Annotated in this window: 18 protein-coding genes; 6 read left to right on the top strand and 12 right to left on the bottom strand. The window is 54.3% G+C overall.

Going from position 1 to position 26,222, the window contains the following annotated elements:
- Nucleotides 1-174: 174 nt before the first annotated feature.
- The 9 genes from BMX45_RS14865 to BMX45_RS14905 form a co-directional block, all read right to left on the bottom strand.
- Nucleotides 175-1,560: a glycoside hydrolase family 30 protein gene (locus BMX45_RS14865; protein ID WP_090910331.1), complete on the bottom strand. Its 1,386-nt coding sequence runs from the start codon at nucleotides 1,558-1,560 to the stop codon at nucleotides 175-177.
- Nucleotides 1,561-1,671: 111 nt separating this feature from the next.
- Nucleotides 1,672-3,315, bottom strand: a complete 1,644-nt coding sequence (locus BMX45_RS14870; RefSeq protein WP_012818462.1) for a type 2 periplasmic-binding domain-containing protein — start codon at nucleotides 3,313-3,315, stop codon at nucleotides 1,672-1,674.
- A 96-nt stretch (nucleotides 3,316-3,411) separates the two neighbouring features.
- Complete coding sequence (locus BMX45_RS14875) at nucleotides 3,412-4,296, bottom strand: carbohydrate ABC transporter permease (protein WP_090910332.1); 885 nt, start codon at nucleotides 4,294-4,296, stop codon at nucleotides 3,412-3,414.
- A 23-nt stretch (nucleotides 4,297-4,319) separates the two neighbouring features.
- Nucleotides 4,320-5,309, bottom strand: coding sequence for an ABC transporter permease (locus BMX45_RS14880; protein ID WP_012818460.1), 990 nt, complete (start codon nucleotides 5,307-5,309; stop codon nucleotides 4,320-4,322).
- A gap of 120 nt (nucleotides 5,310-5,429) precedes the next feature.
- Nucleotides 5,430-6,449 (bottom strand): LacI family DNA-binding transcriptional regulator, encoded by a 1,020-nt coding sequence (locus BMX45_RS14885; protein ID WP_090910333.1) that lies wholly within the window; start codon nucleotides 6,447-6,449, stop codon nucleotides 5,430-5,432.
- A 174-nt stretch (nucleotides 6,450-6,623) separates the two neighbouring features.
- Nucleotides 6,624-7,463, bottom strand: coding sequence for an aminoglycoside phosphotransferase family protein (locus tag BMX45_RS14890; protein ID WP_254778083.1), 840 nt, complete (start codon nucleotides 7,461-7,463; stop codon nucleotides 6,624-6,626).
- On the bottom strand, nucleotides 7,429-9,648 hold the full coding sequence (locus tag BMX45_RS14895) for a DEAD/DEAH box helicase (protein ID WP_090910335.1): 2,220 nt from the start codon (nucleotides 9,646-9,648) through the stop codon (nucleotides 7,429-7,431). Before BMX45_RS14895 ends, BMX45_RS14890 begins: the two co-directional genes overlap by 35 nt.
- Nucleotides 9,645-10,982, bottom strand: a complete 1,338-nt coding sequence (locus tag BMX45_RS14900; protein ID WP_090910336.1) for an ATP-binding protein — start codon at nucleotides 10,980-10,982, stop codon at nucleotides 9,645-9,647. The genes BMX45_RS14895 and BMX45_RS14900 overlap by 4 nt, the downstream gene beginning before the upstream one ends.
- A gap of 62 nt (nucleotides 10,983-11,044) precedes the next feature.
- On the bottom strand, nucleotides 11,045-12,946 hold the full coding sequence (locus BMX45_RS14905; RefSeq protein WP_090910337.1) for a TerB N-terminal domain-containing protein: 1,902 nt from the start codon (nucleotides 12,944-12,946) through the stop codon (nucleotides 11,045-11,047).
- Nucleotides 12,947-13,085: 139 nt separating this feature from the next.
- Between BMX45_RS14905 and BMX45_RS14910 the strand changes: the two genes are divergently transcribed.
- Nucleotides 13,086-13,748, top strand: coding sequence for a M50 family metallopeptidase (locus BMX45_RS14910; protein ID WP_090910338.1), 663 nt, complete (start codon nucleotides 13,086-13,088; stop codon nucleotides 13,746-13,748).
- 209 nt (nucleotides 13,749-13,957) lie between these two features.
- Entirely contained in the window at nucleotides 13,958-16,648 is a 2,691-nt protein-coding gene (locus BMX45_RS14915; RefSeq protein ID WP_090910339.1) for an S-layer homology domain-containing protein, read from the top strand.
- A 156-nt stretch (nucleotides 16,649-16,804) separates the two neighbouring features.
- On the opposite strand, the gene BMX45_RS14920 is transcribed toward BMX45_RS14915, so the two are convergent.
- Nucleotides 16,805-19,573: a glycoside hydrolase family 2 protein gene (locus BMX45_RS14920; protein WP_090910340.1), complete on the bottom strand. Its 2,769-nt coding sequence runs from the start codon at nucleotides 19,571-19,573 to the stop codon at nucleotides 16,805-16,807.
- Between the two features lie 147 nt (nucleotides 19,574-19,720).
- On the opposite strand from BMX45_RS14920, the gene BMX45_RS14925 reads away from it, so the two are divergent.
- Entirely contained in the window at nucleotides 19,721-20,653 is a 933-nt protein-coding gene (locus tag BMX45_RS14925) for an ArsR/SmtB family transcription factor (protein WP_090910422.1), read from the top strand.
- A 142-nt stretch (nucleotides 20,654-20,795) separates the two neighbouring features.
- Here BMX45_RS14925 and fhuB read toward each other — a convergent pair whose 3' ends face one another.
- Entirely contained in the window at nucleotides 20,796-22,901 is a 2,106-nt protein-coding gene (fhuB, locus tag BMX45_RS14930) for a Fe(3+)-hydroxamate ABC transporter permease FhuB (protein ID WP_090910341.1), read from the bottom strand.
- Nucleotides 22,898-23,932: an ABC transporter substrate-binding protein gene (locus BMX45_RS14935; RefSeq protein ID WP_090910342.1), complete on the bottom strand. Its 1,035-nt coding sequence runs from the start codon at nucleotides 23,930-23,932 to the stop codon at nucleotides 22,898-22,900. Before BMX45_RS14935 ends, fhuB begins: the two co-directional genes overlap by 4 nt.
- Nucleotides 23,933-24,249: 317 nt before the next feature.
- Between BMX45_RS14935 and BMX45_RS14940 the strand changes: the two genes are divergently transcribed.
- The 3 genes from BMX45_RS14940 to BMX45_RS14950 all read left to right on the top strand — a co-directional run bounded on the left by BMX45_RS14940 (nucleotide 24,250) and on the right by BMX45_RS14950 (nucleotide 26,188).
- Entirely contained in the window at nucleotides 24,250-24,468 is a 219-nt protein-coding gene (locus BMX45_RS14940; RefSeq protein ID WP_090910343.1) for a helix-hairpin-helix domain-containing protein, read from the top strand.
- A gap of 167 nt (nucleotides 24,469-24,635) precedes the next feature.
- Nucleotides 24,636-24,947: an ArsR/SmtB family transcription factor gene (locus BMX45_RS14945; RefSeq protein WP_090910344.1), complete on the top strand. Its 312-nt coding sequence runs from the start codon at nucleotides 24,636-24,638 to the stop codon at nucleotides 24,945-24,947.
- Nucleotides 24,948-25,063: 116 nt separating this feature from the next.
- On the top strand, nucleotides 25,064-26,188 hold the full coding sequence (locus BMX45_RS14950) for an NADH:flavin oxidoreductase (RefSeq protein ID WP_090910345.1): 1,125 nt from the start codon (nucleotides 25,064-25,066) through the stop codon (nucleotides 26,186-26,188).
- Nucleotides 26,189-26,222: the final 34 nt, after the last annotated feature.

Raw genomic sequence — 26,222 nt, forward strand, 5'->3', positions numbered from 1 at the left:
CCCACCGAATTCGGGAACACAGCGATAGTCATGCAAGAACAGATCGCAATTGTCTTGCGAGATCAGAGCCAACAGCTCTAAAGGTTTATACGTTCTGATCTCTAACGAAAACAGAAAAAAGCCTGGAACCATCGTTCCAGGCTTTTTATCATTCAGATATAAAGGTCGCCGCTTTCAATCAGTTGCTGTTATAGAGGCCGCCGCAGCCTCCAATCCGTTGCTCTCCAACTTGACTGTCAGCGCGCTCTTGGCCGGCATTTCCAGCTGCAGCGCCTCTTCCCTGCGCAGCTGGATCGCCACGCTCTCCGAAGCCTCGCTGTCGTTGAATAACACAACGGCTATCGAGCCGTCCGTGTTCTTGAAGGCTACCGAACGGATGGACTCATGGCTGGTAGATGCCACACGCCGTGCTTTGGGACGGATCACCTTGCTAAAATGCGCCAGCGCGTAGTAATCCAGCGTATAGGTAAGTTCCTTCGTCTGCTGATTCACCGTCACGATGCCGCGGCAGGTGCTTTTGCCAAAGCCCGGCACGGTAGGTCCGTTCTTCTCGTTCAGTGCCATATTCCACAGCACGTAAGATTTACTGTGATTGCGGAGAATCTCGATTCCGGTCCGCATCACATTGGAGAAGGCTTGCTCAAACGGCGGAATCCACTCCCCGCCCGATCCTTCCGTAAAATGAACCTCTTTCCCCGGGAATGCCTCGAAGACTTCCGATTGGGCCGACGGTTGGCCGCCGTACCAGTGCCAGGCAACCCCATCCACCGCGTCGGCCGCTTGCTCTAATACGGTCAGCGGGTAGTCCGGCTTGTCCCAGTTATGGTCATAACAGAGGATTTTCGTATCGATGCCGTTCTTTACGAATTGCGGCTTCAGATGATTCTTGATGAAATCGCTTTGCGCCTCGGGCAGCATGATCATGCCAGGATAATGACCAGGCGAGTATAATGCCTCATTTTGCGGTGTAATTGCATAGATTGGCAGCCCGTTGGCTTCATACCCTTTGATGTAACGCACAAAATAATCAGCATACACCGAATAGTATTCGGGTTTCAGTTCTCCGCCGATCATCGACCCGCTCGTCTTCATCCAGCCGGGCGGACTCCACGGGGAACCCATCAGCTTCACGTCCGGATTCAATCTCACCGCTTCCTGCAGGAGAGGAATGATATCTTCCTCGTCATGCGCAATGGAGAACTGCTCCAGCTCTACATCCGTCTGCCCCTCAGGCATATCATTGTAGCTGTAGAAGTCACGCGCGTAATCCGATGCCCCCATCGGCTGTCGGAGTACGGATAACCCGATCCCTTCGTTTGGATCGAACAGCTGCGTCATGAGCTCGGAACGCTGCTTCGTCTCCAGCACCTGATGGATCAGATAAGCAGCGGAGTCCGTGAAGGACGCGCCGAAGCCGTCCATCTCCTGAAACGTCTGCTCCTCATCGATGACAACCGTATGCTTCGCTGGACCCGTAGTTACGGGCGTCAGCTGCGCCTTGTCTTTCTTCACGAATAATTCTTCTTCACCGTTTGACTGGTAGATGGTGATGTTCAGCATGTTGTTTCCCTCCAGGTTTCTTATGTCTTCCTGCCCATGGCTTACCGAAGATAACTTGGAAAGAGCCCCTCTCCTGCCAAGAAAGGGGCCCTCCCATCCATTAACGCAAAGTTATTTCAGCCCCAGCTTCTCTTTGTTCGCCTTCATCTTCTCGTTGCGGACTTCGACGATTTTATCCCAGTTGTTATCGTCCAGGAACTTTTTATAATCGTTCAAGAGGCTATCGAAGGTCGCATCATCCTTCGAGCGAATCATGCTGACGAGCGTGGAGTTCCATTTCGTATTGATGGCCGTCAGGGAGCGCGCTTCCGGCGTGCCCTGATCCGGATTGATATTCTCCAAAATAAAGTGCGGCGTCAGCTTGCCTTTGCCCCATTCCTGCATTTGCTTGATCGCATCCGGGAAAGCATCCCCGCTCAGCGCCTTGTGGCGGTCATGTCCGAAGAACATGAATTCGCCCATGCGGTAGTCCTTTTTGAACGTATCCGGATTGTTCATCTGGAGCTCCTTCACGTCTGGCAGGAATTCCACCGTTCCGTCTGCGTTCACTTGGTAAGTCTCGCCTTCGATGCCATAGTTCATCAGCATTTGTCCTTCTTCGCTTAACAGGTACGTGAAGAGCTGAATGGATTTGGCAGGGTCTGCGTTCTCTTTCGTGATAAAGCTGATCATCCAGCCCGTGATGCCGGATTGGTTCAAAGTCGGCGCATGTCCGACCGTGCTTTGCGGTCCGTCAATCGCGATGTACTCTTTGCCTTTGTTGTTGCTGTAGAAGCTTTGTAGGTTTCCGCCCTGCTGCGGCGTGCCGTCCAGCATGATTGTTGCGTATTTGCCCGCCTTAACCTTCTCTTCAAAAGCCGTTCCGTCATCGGCAAAGCTGTCATCGCTGATCGCGCCGTCACGGTATACGGTATTGAACGCCTTTACCCAAGTCAGATAGTCTTCATCCAGGTTCCGGTTATAGAAGCCGCCGTTCTCGTCTTCCAGCGGCACGCCGATGAAATCCTGCAGCACGTCGCCGAGCGAGCCCGTTCCTTCGCCGATGGAGTTGAAGCCCAGTGGAATCAGGGCAGGGAATTGCTTTTTGATATCCGCGAGAGCAGCCTGGAATTCCTCAGGCGTTCCCATCGCAGGCTTGCCGATAGCCTCGTACACGTCCTTGCGGATGATAAATGCCGTTTTGGCAGGAATGTTGCCGCTGTCATAGTCTTCCTGCGTATTGGAATAGTTTGGGTATCCGTACGTTTTGCCGTCCTTCAATTGGAACCAGTTGAGGGTATCCTGCGCCGCTACCTTATTGAAGTAAGGGTCATATTTCTCGGCCAGATCGTTCAGCGGCAGCGCCCATGTAGCCGCTTTCTGTACGACCGGGGAGTTCGAGTCAAACGTCGTGATCAAATCCGGCATATCCCCGCCGGCAAAAAACGTATTCAATTTGGTATCGTCACCCGTAATGAATTTGATATTGATATTCAGGTCTTCCTTGATCTTCTTCGTTACAACGTCCTTGCCGAAATCCGTGTTCCACCAGTCCGCATTCACGTACCAAGTCAGCTCGGTGGTCTCTTCTTTTTTGTCCAGCTGCCAAGCCGGCTTTTCCGGATCCGGCGTATACCGGTCCTCGATCGAAACCCAATTCTCCTTCTTGGAGCCGGAGCCCCCCGATCCGCCGCAGCCGCTCACAACCAGCACAACGGCCATCAAAGCCGTAAGCAGCGTAAGTCCTCTCTTACCCATAGCCTTGTTCATCAACATCCTGTAACCCTCCCTTTAAATAAAAGCGCTTTCTCAATAAACCCTTGTCTTTACAGGCTTGCTTCTGTTCCACTCCCTTAAAGAGCTGCGGCTTCGCTACTCCTTAACAGCTCCGAGCATCATGCCGGAGATAAAATATCTCTGTAATATTGGATACATCACAACAATCGGCAGCGTCGTCACGACAATTGTTGCTAGTTGGACCCCTTTGGTCGTCGTCTGAATCGCGACCGAACCGATATTTTGCATCGATTGGGTCTGGGACTGCACAATAATCTCATACAGCATCATCTGTAATGGATACAGTGACTGATCCGTGATATACAATTTGGTGGTCATAAAATCGTTCCACTGCCCGACTCCGTTAAAGAGGGCAATCGTCGCCATAGCCGGCATGGAAAGCGGAATGAAGATGCTCAGGAATATTCTCCAGTCGCCCCCGCCGTCGATCTTTGCCGACTCTTCCAGCGAATCCGGCACGTTGCGGAAGAAGTTCATCAGAATGATAACGTCGTAAAAGCTTAACAGAGCCGGGATGATATAGACCCAGAAGCTGTTTAGCAGCCCCAAGTCCTTGATCAACAAGTACGTAGGAATCATGCCGCCCGAGAAAAACATGGTGACAACGCCCATCGCCACGTAAAACTTGCGGCCGCGGACGTATTTTTTACTCAAGCCGTAACCCACCATGGCACAGAAGAACACGTGCGTGATGACCCCGATCACGGTTTTGGCCACCGAGATGAAGAAGGCATTCCATATGTTGGCATCCCTGAACACGGCCTGATAATTCTCAAGGGAGAACTCGGTAGGCCAGAAGATGAACCCGCCCTCGGCAAGGGATCTGCCCGAGCTGAAGGATGAGACGACGACGTTCCATAACGGAACGACGATGATGATCGTAAACGTAACCAGTAAAATGATGTTGATCGTATCAAAGATCCGGCTGTCGAGATCTCCTTTTGCTGCTTTGAAATTCACCGTTATACCCCCTTCTGCATGACCTATAGAACGGATTGATTATCGTTTAATTTACTGGTCACCTTATTCGCCGTAACGAGCAGAATGACGGAGATGATGGATACGCCCAAACCAACCGCTGTGGCATAGGAGAAATCTCCCTGCGTCATACCCATCCGGTACACGTACGAGTTAATGACTTCGGCCTTTTCCCGGTTCTGCGAATTCATGAGCACCAAGGTTTGATCCAGATTCGATCCCAATAAACCGCTTACAGTCAGGATCAAATTCAAGCTGATAATCATCTTCATGTTCGGCAGGGTGATGTTCCAGATTTGTCTCAAGCGGCTGGCCCCGTCGATTCTTGCGGCCTCGTAGTAGGTAGGATCGATCTTGGCCATGATCGCCAGGTACAGAATCGTTCCCCAGCCGGCCTCTTTCCAAATATCCGACAGCGTTGCAATCCACCAATACTTGCTTGGATCGAGCAAAATGTTTTGCGGCTGCGAGATCAGCCCCAGAGCAAGCAAAATTTCGTTGAACAGGCCGGATGTCGAGAACCAAGTAATGAGCATGCCGCCCAATACGATCCAGGACAAGAAGTGGGGCAGGTACGAGACGGTTTGGACGAATTTTTTGAAGCGCCCCATGCCAACCTCGTAAATCATAATGGCCAGAATAATCGGAATGACAAAGCCGATCGCCAATTTCAAGAAGCTGATGCCCAGCGTGTTGACGACGGAGTCCCAGAAATACTTGTCCGACATAATGATCTTGAAATTGTCCAGGCCGACCCACGGCGCGGAATCCAGCGTATCGATAACGGTGTAATTTTTAAACGCAATCGTCAAACCGTAAATCGGTATGTAGCAGAAGATGAACATGAAGATGACGCCGGGAATGATCATCGATTGAAGCTCCCATTGCCGCTTGTAATCCATAAAGAATTCCTTGATCCTCTGCCCCATGGGCTTCTTCCCGGTGGGTTGAACCGCTCCCGTGCCAGTTGACTGAACTGCAGCTGTTTTGCTCACCTGCTTAACCCCCTTTGATCAAAAACGCTTCGCAATAAAAACGTTTTTATTTTTTGCGAAAAAAACCCCAAATTTTAAAAATCATTTAAAAAAACAGTTTGACGCAATCGTTCCCTTCAGCTAAACCGGTTCATTCCGGTTCATCTTCACATGACTGGAGCCGCGAACGACCAGTTCTCCCGGCAGCTTCTGAATCTTGCCCTTCTCTTTCTTCTGAATCATGCGCACCAGATGATCCACGACCAGAATTCCCTGTCTGGCAATCTGGTTGCGAACGGTCGATAGAGGCGGCGTAAAATACTGCGCGATATCGATATCATCGAAGCCCACGACGCTGACGTCTTGCGGAACCTCGTATCCGTGGGACTTCAGGGCCCGGATGCAGCCGATGGCGCTCACGTCGTTACCGGCGAGAAAAGCATCCGGCACTTTGCCTGGGTGTAAGTGAAGAAACGATTTGACGGCGTTATAGGAACCCTCTTCCTCGAAATAGCCTTGCAGTATGTAGTCTCCCTCGATCGGGAACTGGCACTCCCGGAGCGCAGCCAGATACCCTTCCTTCCGCTGCACGCTGTCAAACATCGTATCCACGCCGGAGATGTAGGCAATCTTCTTATGCCCCAGGCTGATCAGGTACTTGGTTGCTTCATAACCGGCTACGTAAGAGTCGAATATGATGCTGCCCATCGTCTCATTCTGAACCTCGCGATCCAGGAAAACGGCCTTGATCTTATCCTTCTCCATGGCAGCGATGTCTTTGTCGTCGATCTTCAGCTCTTCGAAGATAATGACGCCGTCCACCCGGCCGCCCATAATATTGCTCATGATCACCTGCTTATCCTTCGTCACAAACACGTTCAAACCATAACCCAGACGGTCACATTCCCGTGACATCGACTCCACCAATGTGTAGAAGTAAGGCCCTGACACGCTTGTTGTAAAGAAGCCCAGCATCTTGGTCTTGCCCGACTTCAACAGCTTTCCGTTCAGGTTAGGTACGTAATTGAGCCGCTCCGCCACCTTCAGCACATGGGATTTGGTCTCCGGGTTCAATACATCTACGTCATTCAATGCATTCGAAACCGTAGAAATGGAGACTCCGGCTTCTCTTGCCACATCCTTGATCGTTACTTTACCCATATAACCATTCCATTTCCTTTGCGATAAAAACGTTTTTATGTTCATAAGTTACCACATATGTGAGGTGAACACAATGCTTTTTTGGAAGGGGTTACAAATATTTTTTTCAGTTATGCTCACCAACCCTTGGAGGGATAATATGAAAAAAGGCAGGCACTCTTCAAATCGTACCCTTCATCGGTACCACTCATCAAAGTGTGCCTGCAGAAATTGAATCTCTTTTTCGTAATGGGCCACATGTCCCTCATCGATCATGTTCTGGTAAGCCTTGTTGCCTTGTGCCGCACCGGTTGTAAGTGTATCGCATAATGCCTTGAGGCGTCTTATAGTCCATTCTTTCAAGTTGGGAGGCGGTGATATGCCATAGGATTTAAAAAACAGCGATATTCTGTTCGTGCGATCCGCAGCATGCAATTCGGATCGATAAGGTATCGATGTCCCTGTCGTGTAATCTATTGCAAAGCTTGCCAGCGGGACTGAGGTGTACAGCATATAAACCATGTCCCAGATACGCGGACCTGGTGCAGCCAAATCAAAATCGATCAGTGCAACCGGTACTTCGTCTTTAAACACGATATTGTACAAAGCGGCATCATTGTGACAGATCACTTCATCGTCCCATTCCACCGAAGCCTGAGAGTTATGTGCAGACTCCATTTGGATTGAAGTTGCTGTAAAGCCTTGTACGGCGTCATGATATCGCCGTAACAACGCTGCACTCTGGATAAGGGCATGGTCCGACCATATATAGGGTTTAAAATCAGGATATTGGTTTCCCGGCACTTCGCCAGGAATGTAGGACAAGATCTCCCGACCGCTATGATCAATGCCTATGAACTTAGGGGCGCCTTCAAAACCCTGCTTATCCAAGTGTCGAAGCAAGTCATGCACGAAGGAACTCCATTTCGTAGTACGGTGAACGTTATTTCCGATACGTACGACTTCGTTAACATTTCCACCGGGAAGTATTTCTTCCTTGTCACACATCCGCAGCTCCCCTTCCCGCTGCTCCACGTGCCATCCCCAGCGCCTCTGCCAGCCCCTCCAGATCCAGTCCGTCGGCGGCAAAAGCGGTGCGAACGAGCTTCGGCGGGACGAACTCGTCATATTTGCCGAGATACGGCGCTTCGTCGGGATCGAGAAGCGCGCCGGCGTCCTCGCAGTCCGCCAATTCCTGCTTAATTTCCTCCATCAGCGTCTCGTTATCGACCTTGCCCGCGACAACCATATAGTACGGCTCCATCGGCACGATAGATCGGAGAGCCAGCCGCTCCGACAGATTATGCTTCAGCAATCGCTCCAGCGTTCGGAACTGCTTGCTGCCTGCCCAAGGGAGAATGAATAGAGAATCGCCGCCCGCCGGTAAGACCACCTGCTTCAGCAGTCCGCTCTCCCGAGCAAGTCGGCGGGCCCGCTCCAGGCGATTCACCGCACCCGGCGCCAGGTACGGATAGATGGCGCTGTCAGCGAGCACCTCCCGCATCTTCTGCACCACGCGGGTATGCACATCGCCGCCTGCGCCAAGCCACAACGTATCGACCTTGCCCTTGGCCGACTTCACGTACAGGGCCTTATGCTTCGTATCGACTTCCTCCACCTTCCACAGCTTGCCCGCGAGCGAGAAGCAGTAGCCCGGCGGCGGCACGGTCGTAATCGATCCGATTTCTTCGGACCCGTTATAGACGACATGCTCTTCATCGTCCTTAAACACCGCATAGAAGCGGTAGTTGTTCACGATCTTCTCCCCGCCAAGGCCGATGATCAGGCTGCCTTCTTCCGTCCGCTGGATATGGTCCGTTTGGAGCAAATACTGCAGGAACTCCTTGTATTCCTCCGGCTCAATGCCGCGGAAAGCCGGCAGCGTCAACACCGCTCTCGCCAAATCCGGCGGCTCAGCCTCGCCCATGCTCTTGAGCGTGCTCATCGTTTGATGGTAAAGCACGCCCACCGGTTTCTTCCGCAGGGCCAGCGGTTCGACCCATTTCTCGCGAATGTACAGCTCAATGACGGCAATGGCCCGAAGCAGCATCCACGGCATGCGCGCAGGCAGCATGGCCTCCTCGTCCTCGTCCTCCGGACAGAGGAACATCATCTCGGAGGCCTGATCCCCGCGCCGGCCGGAGCGGCCCAGCCGCTGAACGAAGCTGGAGCAGCTGTACGGCGCGCCCAGTTGGATCACCCGCTCCAGCTCGCCGAGATCGATGCCGAGCTCCAGTGTCAGGGTGGCCGCCGCAACGGCTGGCCCCGGGCCTTCGCGGAGCGCGGCCTCGGCTTCCTCGCGCAGCATGGCGGAGATGCTTCCATGATGCACGTGGAAGACATCCCGCTGCTCGCGCTTGGCCGCAATCCGCCGCAGCTCGAGCGTGGTCAGCTCGGCATCCGAACGGCTGTTGGTGAAGACCAGCGCTTTTTTCAGATGGGTGTTGTCATATACGAAATCGTAATAAGCTTTACGAGCAAGCTCCAGCTGCTCCGCCTGCTTCTCGTCCCGGGCATCCGGGAAGGAGAAATGCTCAACCGACAGCCGCAGCTTCCGCCCCCCTTGCGGCGAAACGACCTCGACTGCGTGCTTCGTGCCTGCGCCCAGCCAGCCGGCTGCCGTCTCGTAATCGCTGAGCGTTGCCGACAGCCCGATGCGGCGAGGGGAACAGGAAGCCATCCGCTCGATCCGGGTCAGCTGGCTCAGCACCTGAATGCCCCGGTCGGCTCCCATGAAAGCATGCACCTCGTCAATGATGACATACCGCAAATCCTGGAACAGCGCCGGGATGGCGTTCGGACGATTCATGAGCAGCCCTTCAAGCGATTCCGGCGTAATCTGCAGCACGCCCGACGGCTTCTGCATCAGCTTCGTTTTCTCGGCCTGGGACACGTCGCCGTGCCAATGCCATACCGGCACCTGGCCTTCCTTCAGCAGATCGGTGATGCGTTCGAATTGGTCGTTGATCAGTGCCTTTAGCGGCCCGATATACAGGATCCCGACCGAGCTGGAAGGCATGTTGTACAGCTCCGTCAGCGCCGGGAAGAATGCGGCTTCGGTCTTGCCCGATGCCGTGCCGGAAGCGATCAGCAGATGATTGGGCGTATCGAACAGAACGCGGCAGGCTTCCACCTGCGCCTCGCGAAGCGTGTCCCATCTTTTTTTATAGATAAACTCCTGAATGAACGGGGCCAGTCTGGAAAAAGGATTCGCGCTCATAATTCAAACTCCGCCAGCAGATCGTCTAGATCGTCCGAAGGAACATCGCTTTGCCCTTTGCCCTGCGGCTGCGCTGCGGCCCGCTCGCCTAACAGCTGTTCAAACGTCGCCTCCGGATGCTGATGCAGCGTATGCAGCAGATCCATGAAATCCCGCACCACCTCGCGGGTGGTTAGCAGCTCCTCAGCTCCCAGCCGGTTCACGGCCGTCTGCATGAACGCGATCAGCTGCTCATCCGTCGACTGCGCTTCGTACTTGAAATGCAAGGCATGGATGTCGCGCAGCTTTTGCAGGAGGATGAGAATCTCCTCATACGACAGCATGTCCAGCTTCAGGATAGGCGACGTGTAGGTTCTCAGCGAACTGCTGCCGTAGCGTCCGTCGATCAGGCGGGAGCGCAGCGCGTCATAACTGAACAGTCCCCGGCGCTCATCCTCGACAAACTGCGGCGTTCCGCCCATATAGATGCCCAGATGCTCCGCTTTGCCCTGCATCGTGTCGTTGAACATGGTCAGCAGCTTCTCATAGTTGCTCTGGCGGGACACGCTGTTGGTGATTTTGTAGAGGTTAACCCCTTCGTCAATAAACAGCAGCAATCCCTTATACCCGATGGCCGCCGTAAATTCGGACCACAGCTTCATGTAATCGTACCAATTGTCGTCATCGATAATGACCCCGACGCCAAGGTCCTTGCGGGCCTCCGTCTTCGTCGGAACTTCCCCGCGGAGCCAGCGCAGCGCAGCTCCCTTACGGTCATCGTCGCCAAGCTTATAGCCGTTCCAGTAAGCAGCGAGGACCTTCGCAAAATCAAAACCGTGCACCAGATTCTGCATGCCGTTCGTCACGGCATAAATCTGCGTTTCCACCTTATCGTTCAGCACAGGGTCATCCGGGCGCAGGCCCGTCTCCTGCATGATGTCCTGCTGGATCGCGGCGATCCATTTTTGCAAAATGGCCTCCAGCGCGCCTCCGTCCGGACGCGTTCTCGTGGACAGATGGGTCATCAGCTCGCGGTATGTGGCAAGCCCTTGCCCTTTCGTGCCCACAAGCCGCCGCTCCGGCGACAGATCCGCATCCGCCACCACAAAATCGCGATCCATCGCGTAGTTGCGGATGATCTGCAGCAGGAAGCTTTTTCCGCTTCCGTAGCGGCCGGTAATCAGCCGGAAGGCGGCGCCGCCCTCGGCGATATTATCCATGTCGCGCAGGATCGACTCCACCTCCGGCTTGCGGCCGACGGCAATGAACTCCAGCCCCACCCGCGGCACGACCCCGGCCGTCAAAGAGTTCACGAGGGCGGTCGTGAGCCGCTTCGGTATTTTCAGTTCCGTCATGGTTCCACCTCTTTCAAGCATCTTACAGTCATAACGAGTCCCATCGATGTCAATCCGTCCGGTTATACGGACTTCAATGTTTCCAGCATATCTATATAATCATCCGCAATGGACTCCCCATCGATCAGCAGATCGCCGACGGTATCCATCGCGGCCTCGTTGATCTCATCAAGCAGCAGCGCCGGCATGGAGCCGGCCTGCTCCGCAATCCGCTGCAGCTGTGTTCGGTTCGATCCGGACTTGAGGGCGTGCAGAACCTCCAAGTGTATAAGGTTAAGACGCTCTCCGAGCTCCTGCCAATCCTCATCCAGTCCGTCCGTATTCCAAACCACCGCACCCTCAGATGATTTACCAGCCGCCGGGACGGATGGTTCCTTACTCTCGGGTGCAGCGAGCGCTGTTCCTTCATCCTCCGAAGCAGCGATTGCCTTTTCTTCCTTCTCGATCACAACGAGCGCTTCTTGCTCCTTAGCTTCATTCCGGGCTTCCTCTGGAACTGGCGTCTCTTCATAAATAACCGCATCAAAATCCATCACTGCCTGGAACACTTCCGGGTTCTTCGCCGCGGATTTTGGAGAGGAATGCCCCTTTGAAGACGCACCCGTTCTCCTGTTAGTTGCTGCATGTCCCCCATAGCCCGAAAAGGCCCCCGCATCCGTTACAATTTCCGCTGCAGATCGGCTGTTCTCCGCTTCAACCTCCTGCTGCCCGGCTTCCTCCGTAAGCAGCATGTCGCGGACCTGGTCCGATTCCCGCTGCAAGCGGCGCAGCTTCCCCGTATCGATCTGAACCTCAGGCAGGCTCTGCTTGCGCTCGGCCTCCATCTGCTCCTGAATCTCTTTTTTCAGATAACGGGTGATGATCTCTTCCACTTCGGGTTCTACCGCATCCGCTCCGCGCAGCCTTCCCTTGAAGCCCCTCAATTCCCGCAGCTTATTCTCGGTCAAGCGGACCAGCCCGGTTATATAGGAGCGTAAAGGAGCGTGCTCGCTTAAGGACACCACCGTCAGCACGACGGTTCGGCCGTATAACCCGTGATCGTACACCGCGCTGCGGAATAAATGTCGTTTCACCTGCCGGGGCCGCGGCTGAAAGCGGTCGATAAGACGCTGCCCCTTCATTTTGGCCCAATAGCTGTCCACGAGTGCAATCACCTTCGGAGCGTACCCTTCCAGGTCCTTGCGTCCCTTCTCCTGGTAAAAACGGCTCTTCTCCACGTCATAATCCAGCAAATCGAGCAGCAGCTCCCACGTCAGCTCCACCGGCTGGAGGGAGAACCGGCGCTTCCATTCCTTCTCCTTCAGCTCAGCGGATAAGACGCGCGGAAAACGCTGGTACGTCTCCCGGATCGGCATATCCAGGCCATGCACGATCATAAAATCATATAACCACTCCCGCAGATACGTATCCAGTTTGGCATAACGCTTGCGGTAGGCCGTCCACGCTTGCTCCATCAATGCATAGCCCTGCAGGGGATCGCTCCAGCCCACGCCATGGATCAGCTCGTAAAAATAGACAAAAAGATAGGAAAGGTCCGTATCCGGGTACCGCCCGGACCTTACTTCCTCCCGCCAGTAAAAATACCATTTGAACTGGTCGCTGGCCATCTGGTCGTAGGTCGGCCAATAGCTTTTGAAGGCTACGAAAGGGGCCTCGTCCTCCACATGCCATGCGAGTTCCCTCGCCTTCTGCACGAATTGCTGTTCCTTGGTCACATAGCGGAAGTCCTCGCCCCAATTCATGTCCAGCGGCTGCTGCGGCTTCACAATCAGGGAATTCTTCGCTTGCGCGTTAGGAATAACGATCTCCTGTTCCTTATGGCCCGGCCGCTTCTCCGGCAGTGGAATATCCTGCTCATCACCGGCCAGCTCGAATTCGGCAAAACGAATCCCTTGGTCGGTCACGTGCGTAGTATGTCTTATCGAATCTATGTGATTGTCGTTGTTAGGCTTATCGTTTTTCATCGAACATGAACCTCCGTCACAACTTCAATTATACCATTTAACCTATGGGCGCCACCTGAGTTTTCACATGTTTCTCATCTGTATTATAATGGACGGAATGATAGTCTAGCGAATGACTTTATGCTGAAAGGACCTTCGAATGAATAAATGGCTGAAAGCATTGTTATTTCTGACGGGCGCGGCTTTTCTGACGAGGCTGATCCCCTTCTCTTCCTGGTTCCGTATCCTGGATACGATGATCCATGAGCTGGGGCATGCCGCCATGACCCTTCTCATGTCGGGCCGGGTGCTCAGCATCGAGCTGAATCCCGACCACAGCGGCGTCACCTATTCCATGCTGGCTTCCGGCGGCTGGAGTCCGATCGTGGTCTCGCTTGCAGGCTATACGTCGGCATCCCTGTTCGCCATTCTGATGTTCTACGGCTATGCCAAGAAAAAACAGGCTACCGGCCTGATCACCATTACCGTGCTAGCTCTCATCATGATCATTTTCTTTGTTCGCGCCGGTTACGGATTATGGTGGCTTATCATATTTATGATCGTGAATCTGATTTTCTATTTCCTCGGCGATAAGGTCCGCAACTTCTATTATCTGCTGCTCGCCTTTCTCGTGCTGGAAGAATCCGTGGTCGGTCCGCTGACCCTCTTGACCATGGCGCTGACCCAACCCAAGCAAGCGGGCGACGCGTCCAACCTGGCCAACATGACCGTGCTCCCGGCGTTCGCCTGGGCGCTGCTGTTCCTGCTGTTCTCCCTATGGTGCGCAAAGGTGGCGCTCCAGCTGTTCTGGAAGAAGCGGTAACGAATCGTGATTGCTTTATATTTAATATAAAAGACCATTCCATGATGGAAATGGTCTTTTTTCGTTCCAATATTTTCTTTGACTCTATCAATATTCCAAAATATAATAACATAGTCCTAGTATTTTAATCTCATATTAGGTATTTAGCAATGATTGAAGAGGGTTTCAAGAACTATATTCATATAAAATCTTACCAGGAGGCTACTAGAATGCACATCACGAAAGAACTAAAGAAACCCGTCTTTGTCATGATCATGCTCATCTTCTCGCTGTCCATCATGACGACGGCATGGGCCGCACAACCGGATGCGGACGATCTTCAAGGACATTGGGCGGAAACCCGGCTGCGCAGCTGGTCCGATCAGGGTCTGCTTCAGGGCTACAACGGGAAATTCAACCCCGATCGTCCTGTAACGCGGGCCGAATTGGTAACGCTGATCAACCGTTCTTTTGAAGTATCCGAACCAAGCAGCATCTCGTTTAAGGACTTGGAAACTTCTCATTGGGCTTATGACCAAATCGCCAGAGCCGTGAAAGCAGGCTACATCGATGGATATAACGACAATACGGTTCGCCCGGACCATACGGTTACTCGCGAAGAAGCCGCCGTCATGGTGGCCAAATTGACGGAGCTTGTCTCCGCCGAAACCGTGCCTGCAACCGATTTTAAGGACGACTCCTCCATTTCCAAATGGAGTAAACCGGCGGTTTCCGCCTTGGCTGAGAAAGCCGTTATCACCGGCAGCGCCAAAGGGAACTTTAATCCGCAGGGCAAACTTACTCGCGCGGAGGCCGTTACCCTGCTCGATAAATCACTGGAGTACAAGGTTCCGACGGATATTACATACGATAAGGCTGGAACTTACGGACCGGCTGCCGGCGTCGAAACGATCAAAGGGAATGTCATCGTAGCCGCGCCGGGCGTTACCCTTCAAAATGTGGTGATCGAAGGGAACCTTACGCTGACCGAGGCCGTCGGAGAGGGTGATGCCTTCTTCAAAAAAGTAAACGTCAAAGGCACCACGACCATTCAAGGCGGCGGAGCCAACTCGGTCCACTTCGAGGACTCTGTATTGGTTCGCGTATCCGTCGACAAGCAAACCGGCACCGTGCGTGTCGTTGTTGTTGGACAATCCGCGATTCAGCATGTGGTTGTCCATTCTCCGGTCAAGCTTGAGGAATCCAGCGTGACCGACAGCGGATTCGCCAATGTGGAAATCGCGAAGAACATGCCTCAAGGCTCCGAGGTTCAGCTTGTCGGCCAATTCGAGAATGTTCGCGTGCTTTCATCGGACATCAAAGTCAGCATCCCTAGCGGGTCCGTTAAGCAGTTGAACGTGGAAGAAGGAGCCAAAAACACGGAGATCAACGTCAATGCCAATGCTTCGGTCATGGATCTCGTTCTGAACGCTGTTGCCAAACTGCTTGGTCAAGGCACCATCGCCAATGCAACGGTTAACGCGGATGCCGCCGGCTCTACATTCCAGAAGCGCCCTGGCGCGGTTGCCGGCGATGCGGCAAACACGATATCGGCACCGCCCGCAAGCGGCAGCACGGCAGGCAGCGGCAACAACAACAGCAACAACGGCGGCGGTGTGGTGGATGGCGGCTCCGGCGGAAACGACGGCGGCAATAATGGGAGCAACCCGGGACCAGGCAACGGTGGCGGAAACGGCGGAGAACCCGTTCCTTGCACAGGAACGGCAGACCAGTGCAGAGACGCCCGTCTGGTGGATCTCACCGTATCCGGCTTCACCATGAACCAGTTGGATGCGAACGAGTACACTACGGGAGTCACCGGCTTTAGTCCGGACACGTTCGAATACAGCATCGTGACGGACCGCAGTATGACGCAACCCGTACAGGCTACGGTATCTGTCACGAAAGCGACTTACAACAAGGTAGACTATACCGTCTGGGAGGATGGAGCGAATACCTTGGCTTCCGGGACGATCACCGACGAGAATCCTGCATTCAACCTGGAGATCAAAGGCATGAAGGATGTACGGGTTCGCTTGACCGTCACGAGCGGAGACGGAATCGGCAAGAAGGTCTACGAAATTTTCATTCAATACCCAAGAACGATCCAAGAGGGCCTAAAGATCGGTTCCCACAAGGGGACGCACAGCAACAACGGAGTGCTGGTAGGGGAAAAGATGTACTACAACCTCATTAAAGGCAATGTAGGCGGAATCAAGCTGGGGGAACTGTACACGGTTCTCTTATATGAGCCGAACGCTTCCACGCCGTTCCTGACCTGCCAATATACCAGCTGTAACCTGCCGGACGGCAAATTTACCAAGGATACCGCAGGTACCTGGAGGGTAGAGATTCTTCGCGACGGTGCGGTTGTAGACTCCGGCGATTATCAATACGATTTCACGACGGCGCCGGTGCTGACCAACGACATCGGATTGCGGGCTTCTGCCGTTACCAAGCAGGAATTGATCGATTTCTTCTTGAGCGGAGGAAACTTCACCACGCCGTTTAAGTACGGTTATCTCGTCTATGCGGACATGTCCAAGCTTCGCGCCGAGTTTCCGACAGCCAAATTCTTCGTGGAAGGGTCGTATGAGATGTACATGCCGACCTCCTCGCTCCCTTCGGGATTGAGCGTAGACGAATTGAAGGGCAATTTGCAGCCGTACGGGTACCAAGCTTACCAAATGAGCAGCTTGCGCCCGATTCCATCCGGTTCGGGAGAGGTACAGCTCACCGGGGGGTACTACCACCAATCCGACTATGATAATGAAAAAATAGTCAACGATAAAGTCGTGTACCTGAGTCTATACGATGAAAATCACAACATCATCGGTCAATACGTCACCATCCTGGAGTTCGACCAGGACCATGTTGCTGACGGGTTTACGCCGTCTGAAACCTGGCAGCCGACTCCGTAAGTAGGAGTTAACTAAAAGAGGAGCATCGTTGTAGCTTACGCTACAACGATGCTCCTTTGCTGTTCCCTAGGTCGGTCCATGGGCCGGTCGCCAATGATCGCCTCCCACATTCCTCACCACTAAATTCAAGGCTGCCCTTCATCAACCTTTCTTATATCACCGGCACCGCACCAGCAAATCGATCGGATAACGGCCTGCATTCCGACCATACAAACTGATGCCGCCCTCCTCGGTGCGCAGCTCCAGACGGAAGCTCCGCTTGCGGTCCAGCTCTGCCGCGAGTCTGCCCGGCACCTGCGCCTGGCACAGATAGCCGTACGAACCGGCCTCTTCCAGAAGGTTATGAACCGGCTGATAGTGCCACGACAGCACGCCCCGGCTGTCGGCAGGGTCATCCGCGAGCACGGCCTCGCCGATTTTGACATCGTCCACCCACACCGATACACGAGATTCATGCAGCTCTTCATCCGTCATATAATAGGTGCTTCGATTATATTCCACGTCCGCCGACGCCCCGTGCATAAAGTCGATTCCGTGAGCACGTTGCCGCGCGCCCTCGATATTTCTGGCCAATAAGCGCTTCGCGCCTGCCTCGAAAACAATGTCGATATCGCGGATCAGCGGCTGTTCCTCATGGTCCGGCAGCTGCACGTCATAGACGAGCCGCCCTTCACCGCCGCCGTTTACTTTGGAGCCCAGAAGCGCCTCCCACATGTAGGCAAAGCTTTGCTCACGGAACGTGTTAACCGGGATGCTTACGATTCTGCCTTCCACTCCGTCGTTCCCCTGTGCCTCTCCGCCACGCACATCAAACGTCGTAAAGTTGCGCGTTACCACACCGTTCGCTGCATTCAAGAGACGAACACCGAGGATCGCGACCGCATCGGCCTCCGGCATGCGAAGCTGCAGTTCGGTCAGCGGCGCCACGCCGTAGCCGTCCCAGGCTACTTCCAGACTTCCTTGATCCGCCACGACCTTCGTGCCAAGCCGGTCATAGGATAACTCCCAGGCTACGGTCAGCTTCTGCCCGTGATATTGATCCGAATAACTGGAACGCAGCAGCGGTATGGTCTTCTCAGCCCCTTGGTCCAGCGTCTGGCAAGGCGGTGCGTCGATCACGATAAAGTCCGGCGTGTGCAGATCGGCGATTGTCATGCCCGGCACAAAATCCTCGTACCCGAATTTTTTGTCCGTCCCATCCAGCCGATAATAGCCGTTGAACTCGTTCGTGACGTCGCGGAATTCCGTGAACACGAAGCCGCACAGCTTATCATGGCGGCGGAATTCGTTCAGCATGTAACGATAGTGCCACGCGAGATCGCTGTCCCCGGCTCCCCCTTCGATTCCCCACACATTTCCGCATTCGCTGTTCATGAGCGGAGCATCGCCTTGCTGGTTGCCGCCGATGTAGTTATGCTCCGATCCCGGATACGTCTTCCGTACAATTTCCTCGATATGATTCCGCAGCGGTTCATAACCGTTGATATAAAAATGCCAGGTGTTGATATCTGTCTCCACATGATCATAATTGCATGGCGAATTGTCCTCCACGATTCGGGTAGGGTCAACACTCTTGGCCCAGCGGTACTTCTCCCGCACCCACTCCTGCGTCTCCGGGAGATAATAATGTTGCTGTCCTTCGCCGCCTGTCAGGCCGGCAGCCTCGCTATCCGTGCGAAGCCCCCAAGTTTCGTTGAACATAACCCACGAAAAAATCGACGGATGATTCCGGTCCCGTTCAATCACTTCCAGCGCCTCGCGCTCATAGGCGGAACGCGCCGTCTCGTCCGGGTTGCCCCAGAAGCACGGCATATCCTCCATCACCAGAATCCCGAGTTTATCCGCCCAATACAGCTTACGGGGCTCCTCCGGCTTAATATGAATCCGCACGAAGTTCAGCCCGAGCCGTTTCATCAGGTAAATCTCGTCCCGCATCTCCGTATCCGTCGGGTAAGTGAAGAATCCCGTCTGATGGTAAGACTGGTCCAGCGTTCCGTTTAAATATACCGGCTTCCCGTTCAACGTAATCCAGCGGTAATCCCGGCCGTTGAACCTCGCCGTCCCGATCTCGCGTATTCCAAAATAAGTATGAACGACATCCTCGCCGGCGGAACCCGCCAAGCGCAGCTCCCCTTCGTATAAATACGGGGTTTCGGGACTCCACAGTTTCGGGTCATCGACCTGGAAAACCGTTGTTATTTCATTCGCGCCTTCTTGCAGCTCCCACTCCGCCTGATGGGTGATCGAGCCTCCAGCGAACGAGAGTCCGAGTGTCACGGCGCCTGCTTCCTGCGCCTGGATTTTGGATTTCAACTCGACGCGGCCGTCCATGGAAGTCGTAAAGGTTGCTTGCTCCAAGTAGGTATTCGGCCGGGCCTCCAGCCAAACCGGCTGCCAAATCCCTCTGATCTCGCCGTACCCCTGTTTCCCGCGGGCTTGGTAGTTATGGTCGTAATCCTCGGCACGAACCACGAGAATATTGTCTTGTTCCGTATTCCAAACGGTTGTCACCTCAAACTCGAAGGTTCCGTATCCGCCTTGATGCGAGCCGACATGCTTGCCGTTGACCCATACGTCGCACAAATAATCCACGGCGCCGAATCGCAGGAAGATCCGCGATGGTTTCTCGGCCGGCTCCCATTTCACGGACCGGCGATACCAGCCGACTCCCTTCTCGTCCCGTGCGATGCCGGATAAGGGACTGACCCACGAGAACGGCACCGTGATCTCCGAATCAAAAAGCCCTGCGTCTCCCCCTTGCAACTGTTTCGAGCCCGCGCCGCCTTGCTCCAAAGCGCCGCCGGTCTCGAGCGTAAACGACCACGGCCCGTTCAAATTCAGCCAGTCTTTTCGTTCAAAATCCGGTCTCGGATACTCGGGACGTGGAATTTCCGTACGGATGGGCGCTGCCACAGGAATCTTCATGAAGCGAACACAACCTTTCCTTGTTCTGAATTTGCCCCTATTCTAGCATCTATATATAATTATTGCAATGTACATTATACTTTTACAATATAATAAATTTATTGTACACTTGGAGTCACTACAATGCTTCAGAAAAGGAAGGGAATTATGAACGAATCGAAGCTGGAAACCAACCGTTATCCGGCATCCCGGATCGTGGAAGTCGCCAAAGCCTTATCCAGCGATGTCCGGGTCCGCATCCTTGAAGCGCTCGGCGATAAACCGATGAGCGTCGGTCAGTTGGCGGAGGCGCTGGGGATTGCCCAGCCTACGGTGTCCATTAATGTCCAAATGCTGGAGCAAGCGGAGCTGATCGTCTCTTCGCAAGGTGCGAATCGGGAAAAAATCTGCGCCGTCACCTGCCGCTCCATTCTTCTCGAGCTGCCCTCGAAGCCGGGAGAAGGGCTGCAGCGCACGGAAGAAATCCACATGCCGATCGGCATGTTTTCCCACTGCTGCATCGAGCCTACGTGCGGCATGGCGGCCCGGGACGGCTCGCTGATCGGATCGCCTGACGATCCGCGCGCCTTTTACATGCCGGAACGAACGGAGGCTGCGCTCCTCTGGTTCTCGGGGGCGGGATACATCGAATATTATTTTGCGAACCCCATGCCGCCCGGTGCTGCCCTCGATGAGCTGCGCATCCGCGCGGAGCTGAGCTCCGAGGCCCCTTCCTTCCAGCAGGAATGGCCGTCCGACATCACCGTCAGCATCAACGGCCTACCTGTAGGCACCTGGAGAAGCCCCGGTGATTTTGGCGACCGCAAAGGGAAGCTTACCCCGGATAAATGGAGGAGCGGCAGCGAGTACGGCATGCTGACGGAATGGCGCGTGACGAAACAAGGCAGCCAGGTCGACGGCCATGCGTCCAGTGCCACGACCATCGATTCGCTGGACCTTGCCTTTAACCGGCCGATCCGCGTCCGCTTTGAGGTAAAAAAAGACGCGGAATATCCAAACGGACTGAATCTTTACGGTTCGGGCTTCGGTGATCATCCGCAGGATATCATCCTGTCTTTTGTGCGGTACACGGAAGCCTGATCCTCATACGCCACGACGAACGGAATGATCGTCAACTTGGCCGTCCCCAGCAGTACAGGGGCGATAGAACGCAAAAAGGCTATTCCATGTCACCCCTTGGCGACGATGGAATAGCCTCTTACGCTATTATAATCCTAACGGTTTATTTCTTCTTCAGTTTATTGGATTTCCCCATTAAATATAACAGATACGGTGCTCCCAGGAGCGCGGTAACGATACCCGAAGGCAGCTCCTTCGGTATGATGACCACCCTGCCGATCCAGTCTGCCCCAGCCAGCAGAATTCCGCCGAGCAGCGCCGCAATCACCATCGATTGCCGGTGACGGGCACCGACCAGCATTCTGGCGGCGTGTGGCGCAAGCAGCCCGATAAAACCGACCGAGCCGACGTTCGCGGCAGCGATAGAAGCCAGCAGCACCGCAATGATCGCGACATACATCCGGGTATTCCGCACATTCAGTCCAAGTCCGGTGGAGCTTTCTTCGTTAAACGTCAGCAGATCCACCTTCCGTCCGAGCCATGCCGCCAAAGGCAGCAGGATGAGGATCGCCGGAACAATCCGTTGCACCTCCGTCCAGCCCCGGTTATAGGTGCTTCCCGCCATCCAGGATAAAGCGGGCGCAACGTCGACCTTCGCATGGACAATCATCAAATTGATGATGGCGGAACCCAGCGCGGCGACGGCAATGCCGACCAGCGTAAGAATTGTCGGGTGAAGCCCTCTCTTCCAGGACACCGCGTATACCAACGCAGCGGCAGCCATTCCCCCGATCACCGCGCCCACCGGTACCCAGCCGGCCGACAATTGCGGGAAGCCTACCATCAGGAGCAGCGCCCCGGCTCCGGCCCCGCTGGTTACCCCGATCACCTGGGGATCGCCCAGCGGGTTGCGGACCGCATTCTGCAGCAGGCTGCCGCTGACGGCCAGCGCTATGCCGGACAAGCCGGCCGTGAGCAGCCTTGGCAGGCGGAAGTCCAGCAGAATTTGGCGATACATCTCCTCGCCGCCTCCGGTAAGCACGGCCACCACTTCCGTATAGGGGATGCGCAAGCTGCCGCTCACCAGACTGAACACCCAGACGAGCACCAGCAGCACGCTGAACAGTGCAACCAGGGCCGGATACGGAATCCGGCGCAGGCTTGTGCCCGCCATCATCGATCCCCCCGAGGCTCCGCGTCCCCCGATCAACGAGCGGGATACCCGAAGCGCAAGCCAGATCAGGCAAGGGGCACCGATCATGGCCGTAATGGCTCCGACCGGAAGCTCCCCGTAGGCGTTCACGAACATCCTGGCCACCGTGTCGGCCCCGACAAGCAGAGCAGAGCCCCATAACGCGGCCAGCGGAATTAATCCTGCATGCCGGACTACGCCGGACAAGCGGACCAAATGGGGAGCAATTAACCCGATAAAGCCGATCGGACCGACTACGCTTACGGTCACGCAGGCCAGCACGATAGCTGCCCCCATGGCAAGCAAGCGGGTGGTGCCGACTTTTTGGCCGAGGGAGCGGGCCGATTCCTCATTGAGCGTGAGGATGTCCCATTGGCGTACCGCCATGCATAACACGACTAACCCGCCGATGATCCACGGCCATGAAAAAGCTACGCCATCCCAATCGTTCTGGATCAGCGAGCCCGAACCCCATAGTAAAATGCCCTGTGTTGTCTGCTGATTCAACAGCAGCAGTGCGCTCGTGACGGACGATAGGACCAGGGTTACGATCATGCCGGACAATGCAATCCGCAAGGGAGAGCCGTGCGTCCTGCCAGCCAGCGCATAGACGGCTACTGCCGCCAGCGTTCCGCCTGCCACTGCCAGTGGAAGGGCATATTGGTGCAGCAATCCCGGCCAGAAGATCATCCCGGCCACGACAGCCAAATAAGCGCCCGCATTCACGCCAAGCGTCGTTTCCGAGGCAAGCGGATTGCGCGTTACGGTTTGCATGAGCACGCCGGACACCGCCAAGGCCGCGCCCGCCAGCAGGCCCATGACCGTTCGCGGAAGGCGCACGCTGCGGATCAGGTGGTGATCTGCAATATCCTGCGGAGACACCAGCGCCTGCACAACCGTTTTGACCGATATATCCGCAAGCCCTTGTGTTAAGCTGATAAACGTAAGAAATAGCAGTGCCGCAAGGCCTCCAGCCAGCATCCATAACGGCTTCCAGCCCCTACCTGAGGCAACAGGCGGGGCCGGATGGATGCTCACCGGCGTGGAGCCTTGAGCTGGTTTCTCGCCGAAACTCATTGCGTGAGCAGGTCAGCTGTCTTTTGAGCCATGGTCTGGGCAGACAACGGGCCGCCGTAAGGCCACATGTCACCGCCAAGTGCATACACGCGGTCTTCTTTAACAAAGTTCAGGCCTTTCCAAACCGGATTGTCCTTCAATTGATTCTCGATGACGTTGTCACTGTCCTGGATAATGTGCAGGAAATTCGCGTCCTGAAGAGCCGGCAGCGCCTCGACGTCCGCAGTGGTGAATCCGTAGACCTCAAATTGACCCGGCTTATGGGCGTTGGTCAGCCCGATGTGCTCAAGAATTTTTACGGCCAGGGAATTATCCGTCGATATTCGGAATACCGCCGCATTCTGGTTGCTGTACCCCATCGCCAGCGCAAACGGTTTTTCCGTCATGCCCGCAGCTTCAAGCTTGGATTTGGCATCGGCATAGGTTTGATCCAAATCGCCAAGCACTTTTGCGGCTTCATCTTTTTTATCAAGCACGTCAGCAATCGTATTAAAGGTATTGATCATTTCTTCATACTGATCCCCTTGTCCCTCAGCCGGATAAGGATCAAACACCAATGTTGGCGCGATGCTGTTGTACGTTTCAAAACCGGCTTCAAGATTGGATTTCAAACCGATGATCAGGTCCGGCTTCAACGAAGCGATAAGCTCCAGATTCGGCTCTTGGCGAGTGCCGACATCGGTTACGTCCGAACCGATCTCCACCGGAATGTTCACCCACTGTTTCATCCCTTCGATGTCTGCAATGCCGACAGGCTGAACGCCCAGCGCAAGAACATCTTCTGCATAAAGCCATTCCAGCGCCACCACGCGCTTCGGAACACCCGTAATTTTCGTTTCGCCCATCGCGTGCTTGATGGTTCGGGTCTCCGGCGCGGCCTCGGTTTTATCCCCGCCCTGTGCGGCCCCCTGATCCGAATTCTGCGCTGCCGTGGAGCCGCTTCCTTCATTGGATGCCGCACCCCCGCCGCAGCCGGCTAAAACCACGGCAAATATCAATACAATAAATACCAGACCCTTCATACTCCGCATTGAATTTCTCCCCCTATACCCTCTATGTATTGTAGATATTGTTTATTAATAATAATTATTGAGAACAATTATCATTATCAATACTCAGCACAATGATAATCATTCTCATTGATAATGTCAATAGATTTATGAAGATTATCTGAACCCTTCATGAATCGTTTACTTTTCGCAATGAAGACCGGATTAACTCTTTACAGCCAAGTCGTTCTGTAACATAATCTTACTGATTGTTTTATGCACGCTTAATCTCAGCCATCGACTCATCCGCGGAAGTCCATGGCTCTTTTGACAAATAACCGAAAAAGTGAGGGATTTCCATGCGTGACAACCCCCCTGCAGCTGCGGCCGAGAGCGACTTTCCCGTTAAAGCCGGCAATCCGGCACGGCGAGCCCTGATCGTTGCCGGCTATCATCGGCTTGCCGATCTTACCCGGGCGACGGAGAAAGAGCTGCTTGCGCTTCACGGAGTTGGTCCAAAGGCGATCGGAGTATTGCGCGCCGCTTTGGCCGAGAAGGGTCTGGCCTTCAAAGAATAAAAAAAGAGTGAATACATAAGGTACCTACTTAGGATGGATCCCCAAGCCGCAAAAAGGTTCAGGGATCCATCACGTTTATTTTTGCTCCAATACGTCAAACCTTACCGAAGGCAGAACATTCATAAAAAGCATATTTACATTTCTATAAAAATAGATATAATGAGTTTATGGATACCTTACAAACCATCAAAGCACTATCAAACGAGTCCCGGTTCAAAATCCTGGAGTGGCTGAAGCACCCGGAAGAACATTTTGATCCGCAGGAGCACATGCCTTCCAAATGTGATTTTCATGGCGGTATCTGCGTGGGCTCCATTTCAGAAAAAACAGGACTCGCTCAGTCGGTCGTTTCTGGCTACCTCGTAAAATTGCAAAAGGCTGGTCTACTGGAATCCCATCGAGCGGGCCAGTGGACATATTACAGACGTAATGAGGAGGGCATTAAGCGTTTTATCGAACAACTCAAGGAAGAGCTTTAGGCTTAAAAAGCAAATCAACCTGAAGATTAAGCTTAAAAGCTCTTTCTTTTTATCATATATATCTATTTTTATGAAAATACAGAAAAGCATATTAAACATATTGGAGGATTCCATACATGAGCAACCAAAATCAAAGTATCCGATCCACCGCATCCCTATTCGAGCCCTATACCATCGGTAACCTTACCCTGCCTTCCCGCGTGGTGATGGCTCCCATGACCCGAGGCTTCTCCCCGAATGGCGTTCCGGGCCCGGATGTGGCCGCTTACTACCGCCGGCGTGCGGAGAACGGCGTCGGATTGATCATTACCGAAGGAACGCTGATTAACCACCCGGCGGCTACCGATAACCCTAATATACCTAATTTCCATGGAGAGGCCGCATTGAACGGCTGGGCCGAGGTGGTCCGTCAGGTCCATGAAGCCGGCGGTAAGATCATGCCGCAAATTTGGCACATCGGCATGACAAGACCGCTAGGTGCCGAGCCTAACCCGGAAGCACTTCCGATCGGGCCATCCGGACTTGACCTGGACGGCAACGTCGTCACGAAACCCATGACCAAGGATGAAATCGAGCAGGTGATTCAAGCTTATGCCGATGCAGCCGCGAATGCCAAACGACTTGGCTTTGACGGGGTAGAAATCCATGGTGCCCACGGTTACCTGATCGACCAATTCCTCTGGGAAAGAACGAACCGGCGTACCGATGAATACGGGGGCGACATGCTGAAGCGTGCCCGCTTTGCGATCGAAGTCGTAAAGGCAGTCCGTCAAGCGGTGGGTCCTGACTTCCCTGTTGCCATCCGTCTATCCCAATGGAAGACGACCCAATATGAAGCCAAGCTGGCAGATACGCCTGAAAAGCTGGGGCAGTTGTTAACCGCGCTGTCAGACGCTGGCGTCGACATATTCCACTGCTCGACCCGCCGCTTCTGGGAGCCTGAATTTGAAGGCTCTGACCTGAACTTTGCCGGATGGGCCAAGAAGCTGACTGGAAAAACGGTCATCACCGTCGGTTCCGTCGGTCTCGATGAAGTATTCACCAGCCTCTTCACCCAAGGTAAAGGTGCCGGCCAAAGAGACCTCGAAGAGCTGCTGAGTCGTCTTGAGGAACATGAATTTGACCTGGTTGCCGTCGGCCGTGCTCTGCTGGCGGATCCGCAATGGGCGGCCAAGGTTCGAGACGGGCGTTTCGACGAGCTTGCCCCATTCACGCCGGAATCCTTGCAAACCCTGGTTTAATGCGATTTCAGCTCCCCAGCCCCCTTGGGACCTG

The organism is Paenibacillus sp. cl141a (assembly GCF_900109305.1).
Lineage (GTDB): Bacteria > Bacillota > Bacilli > Paenibacillales > Paenibacillaceae > Paenibacillus_AQ > Paenibacillus_AQ lautus_A.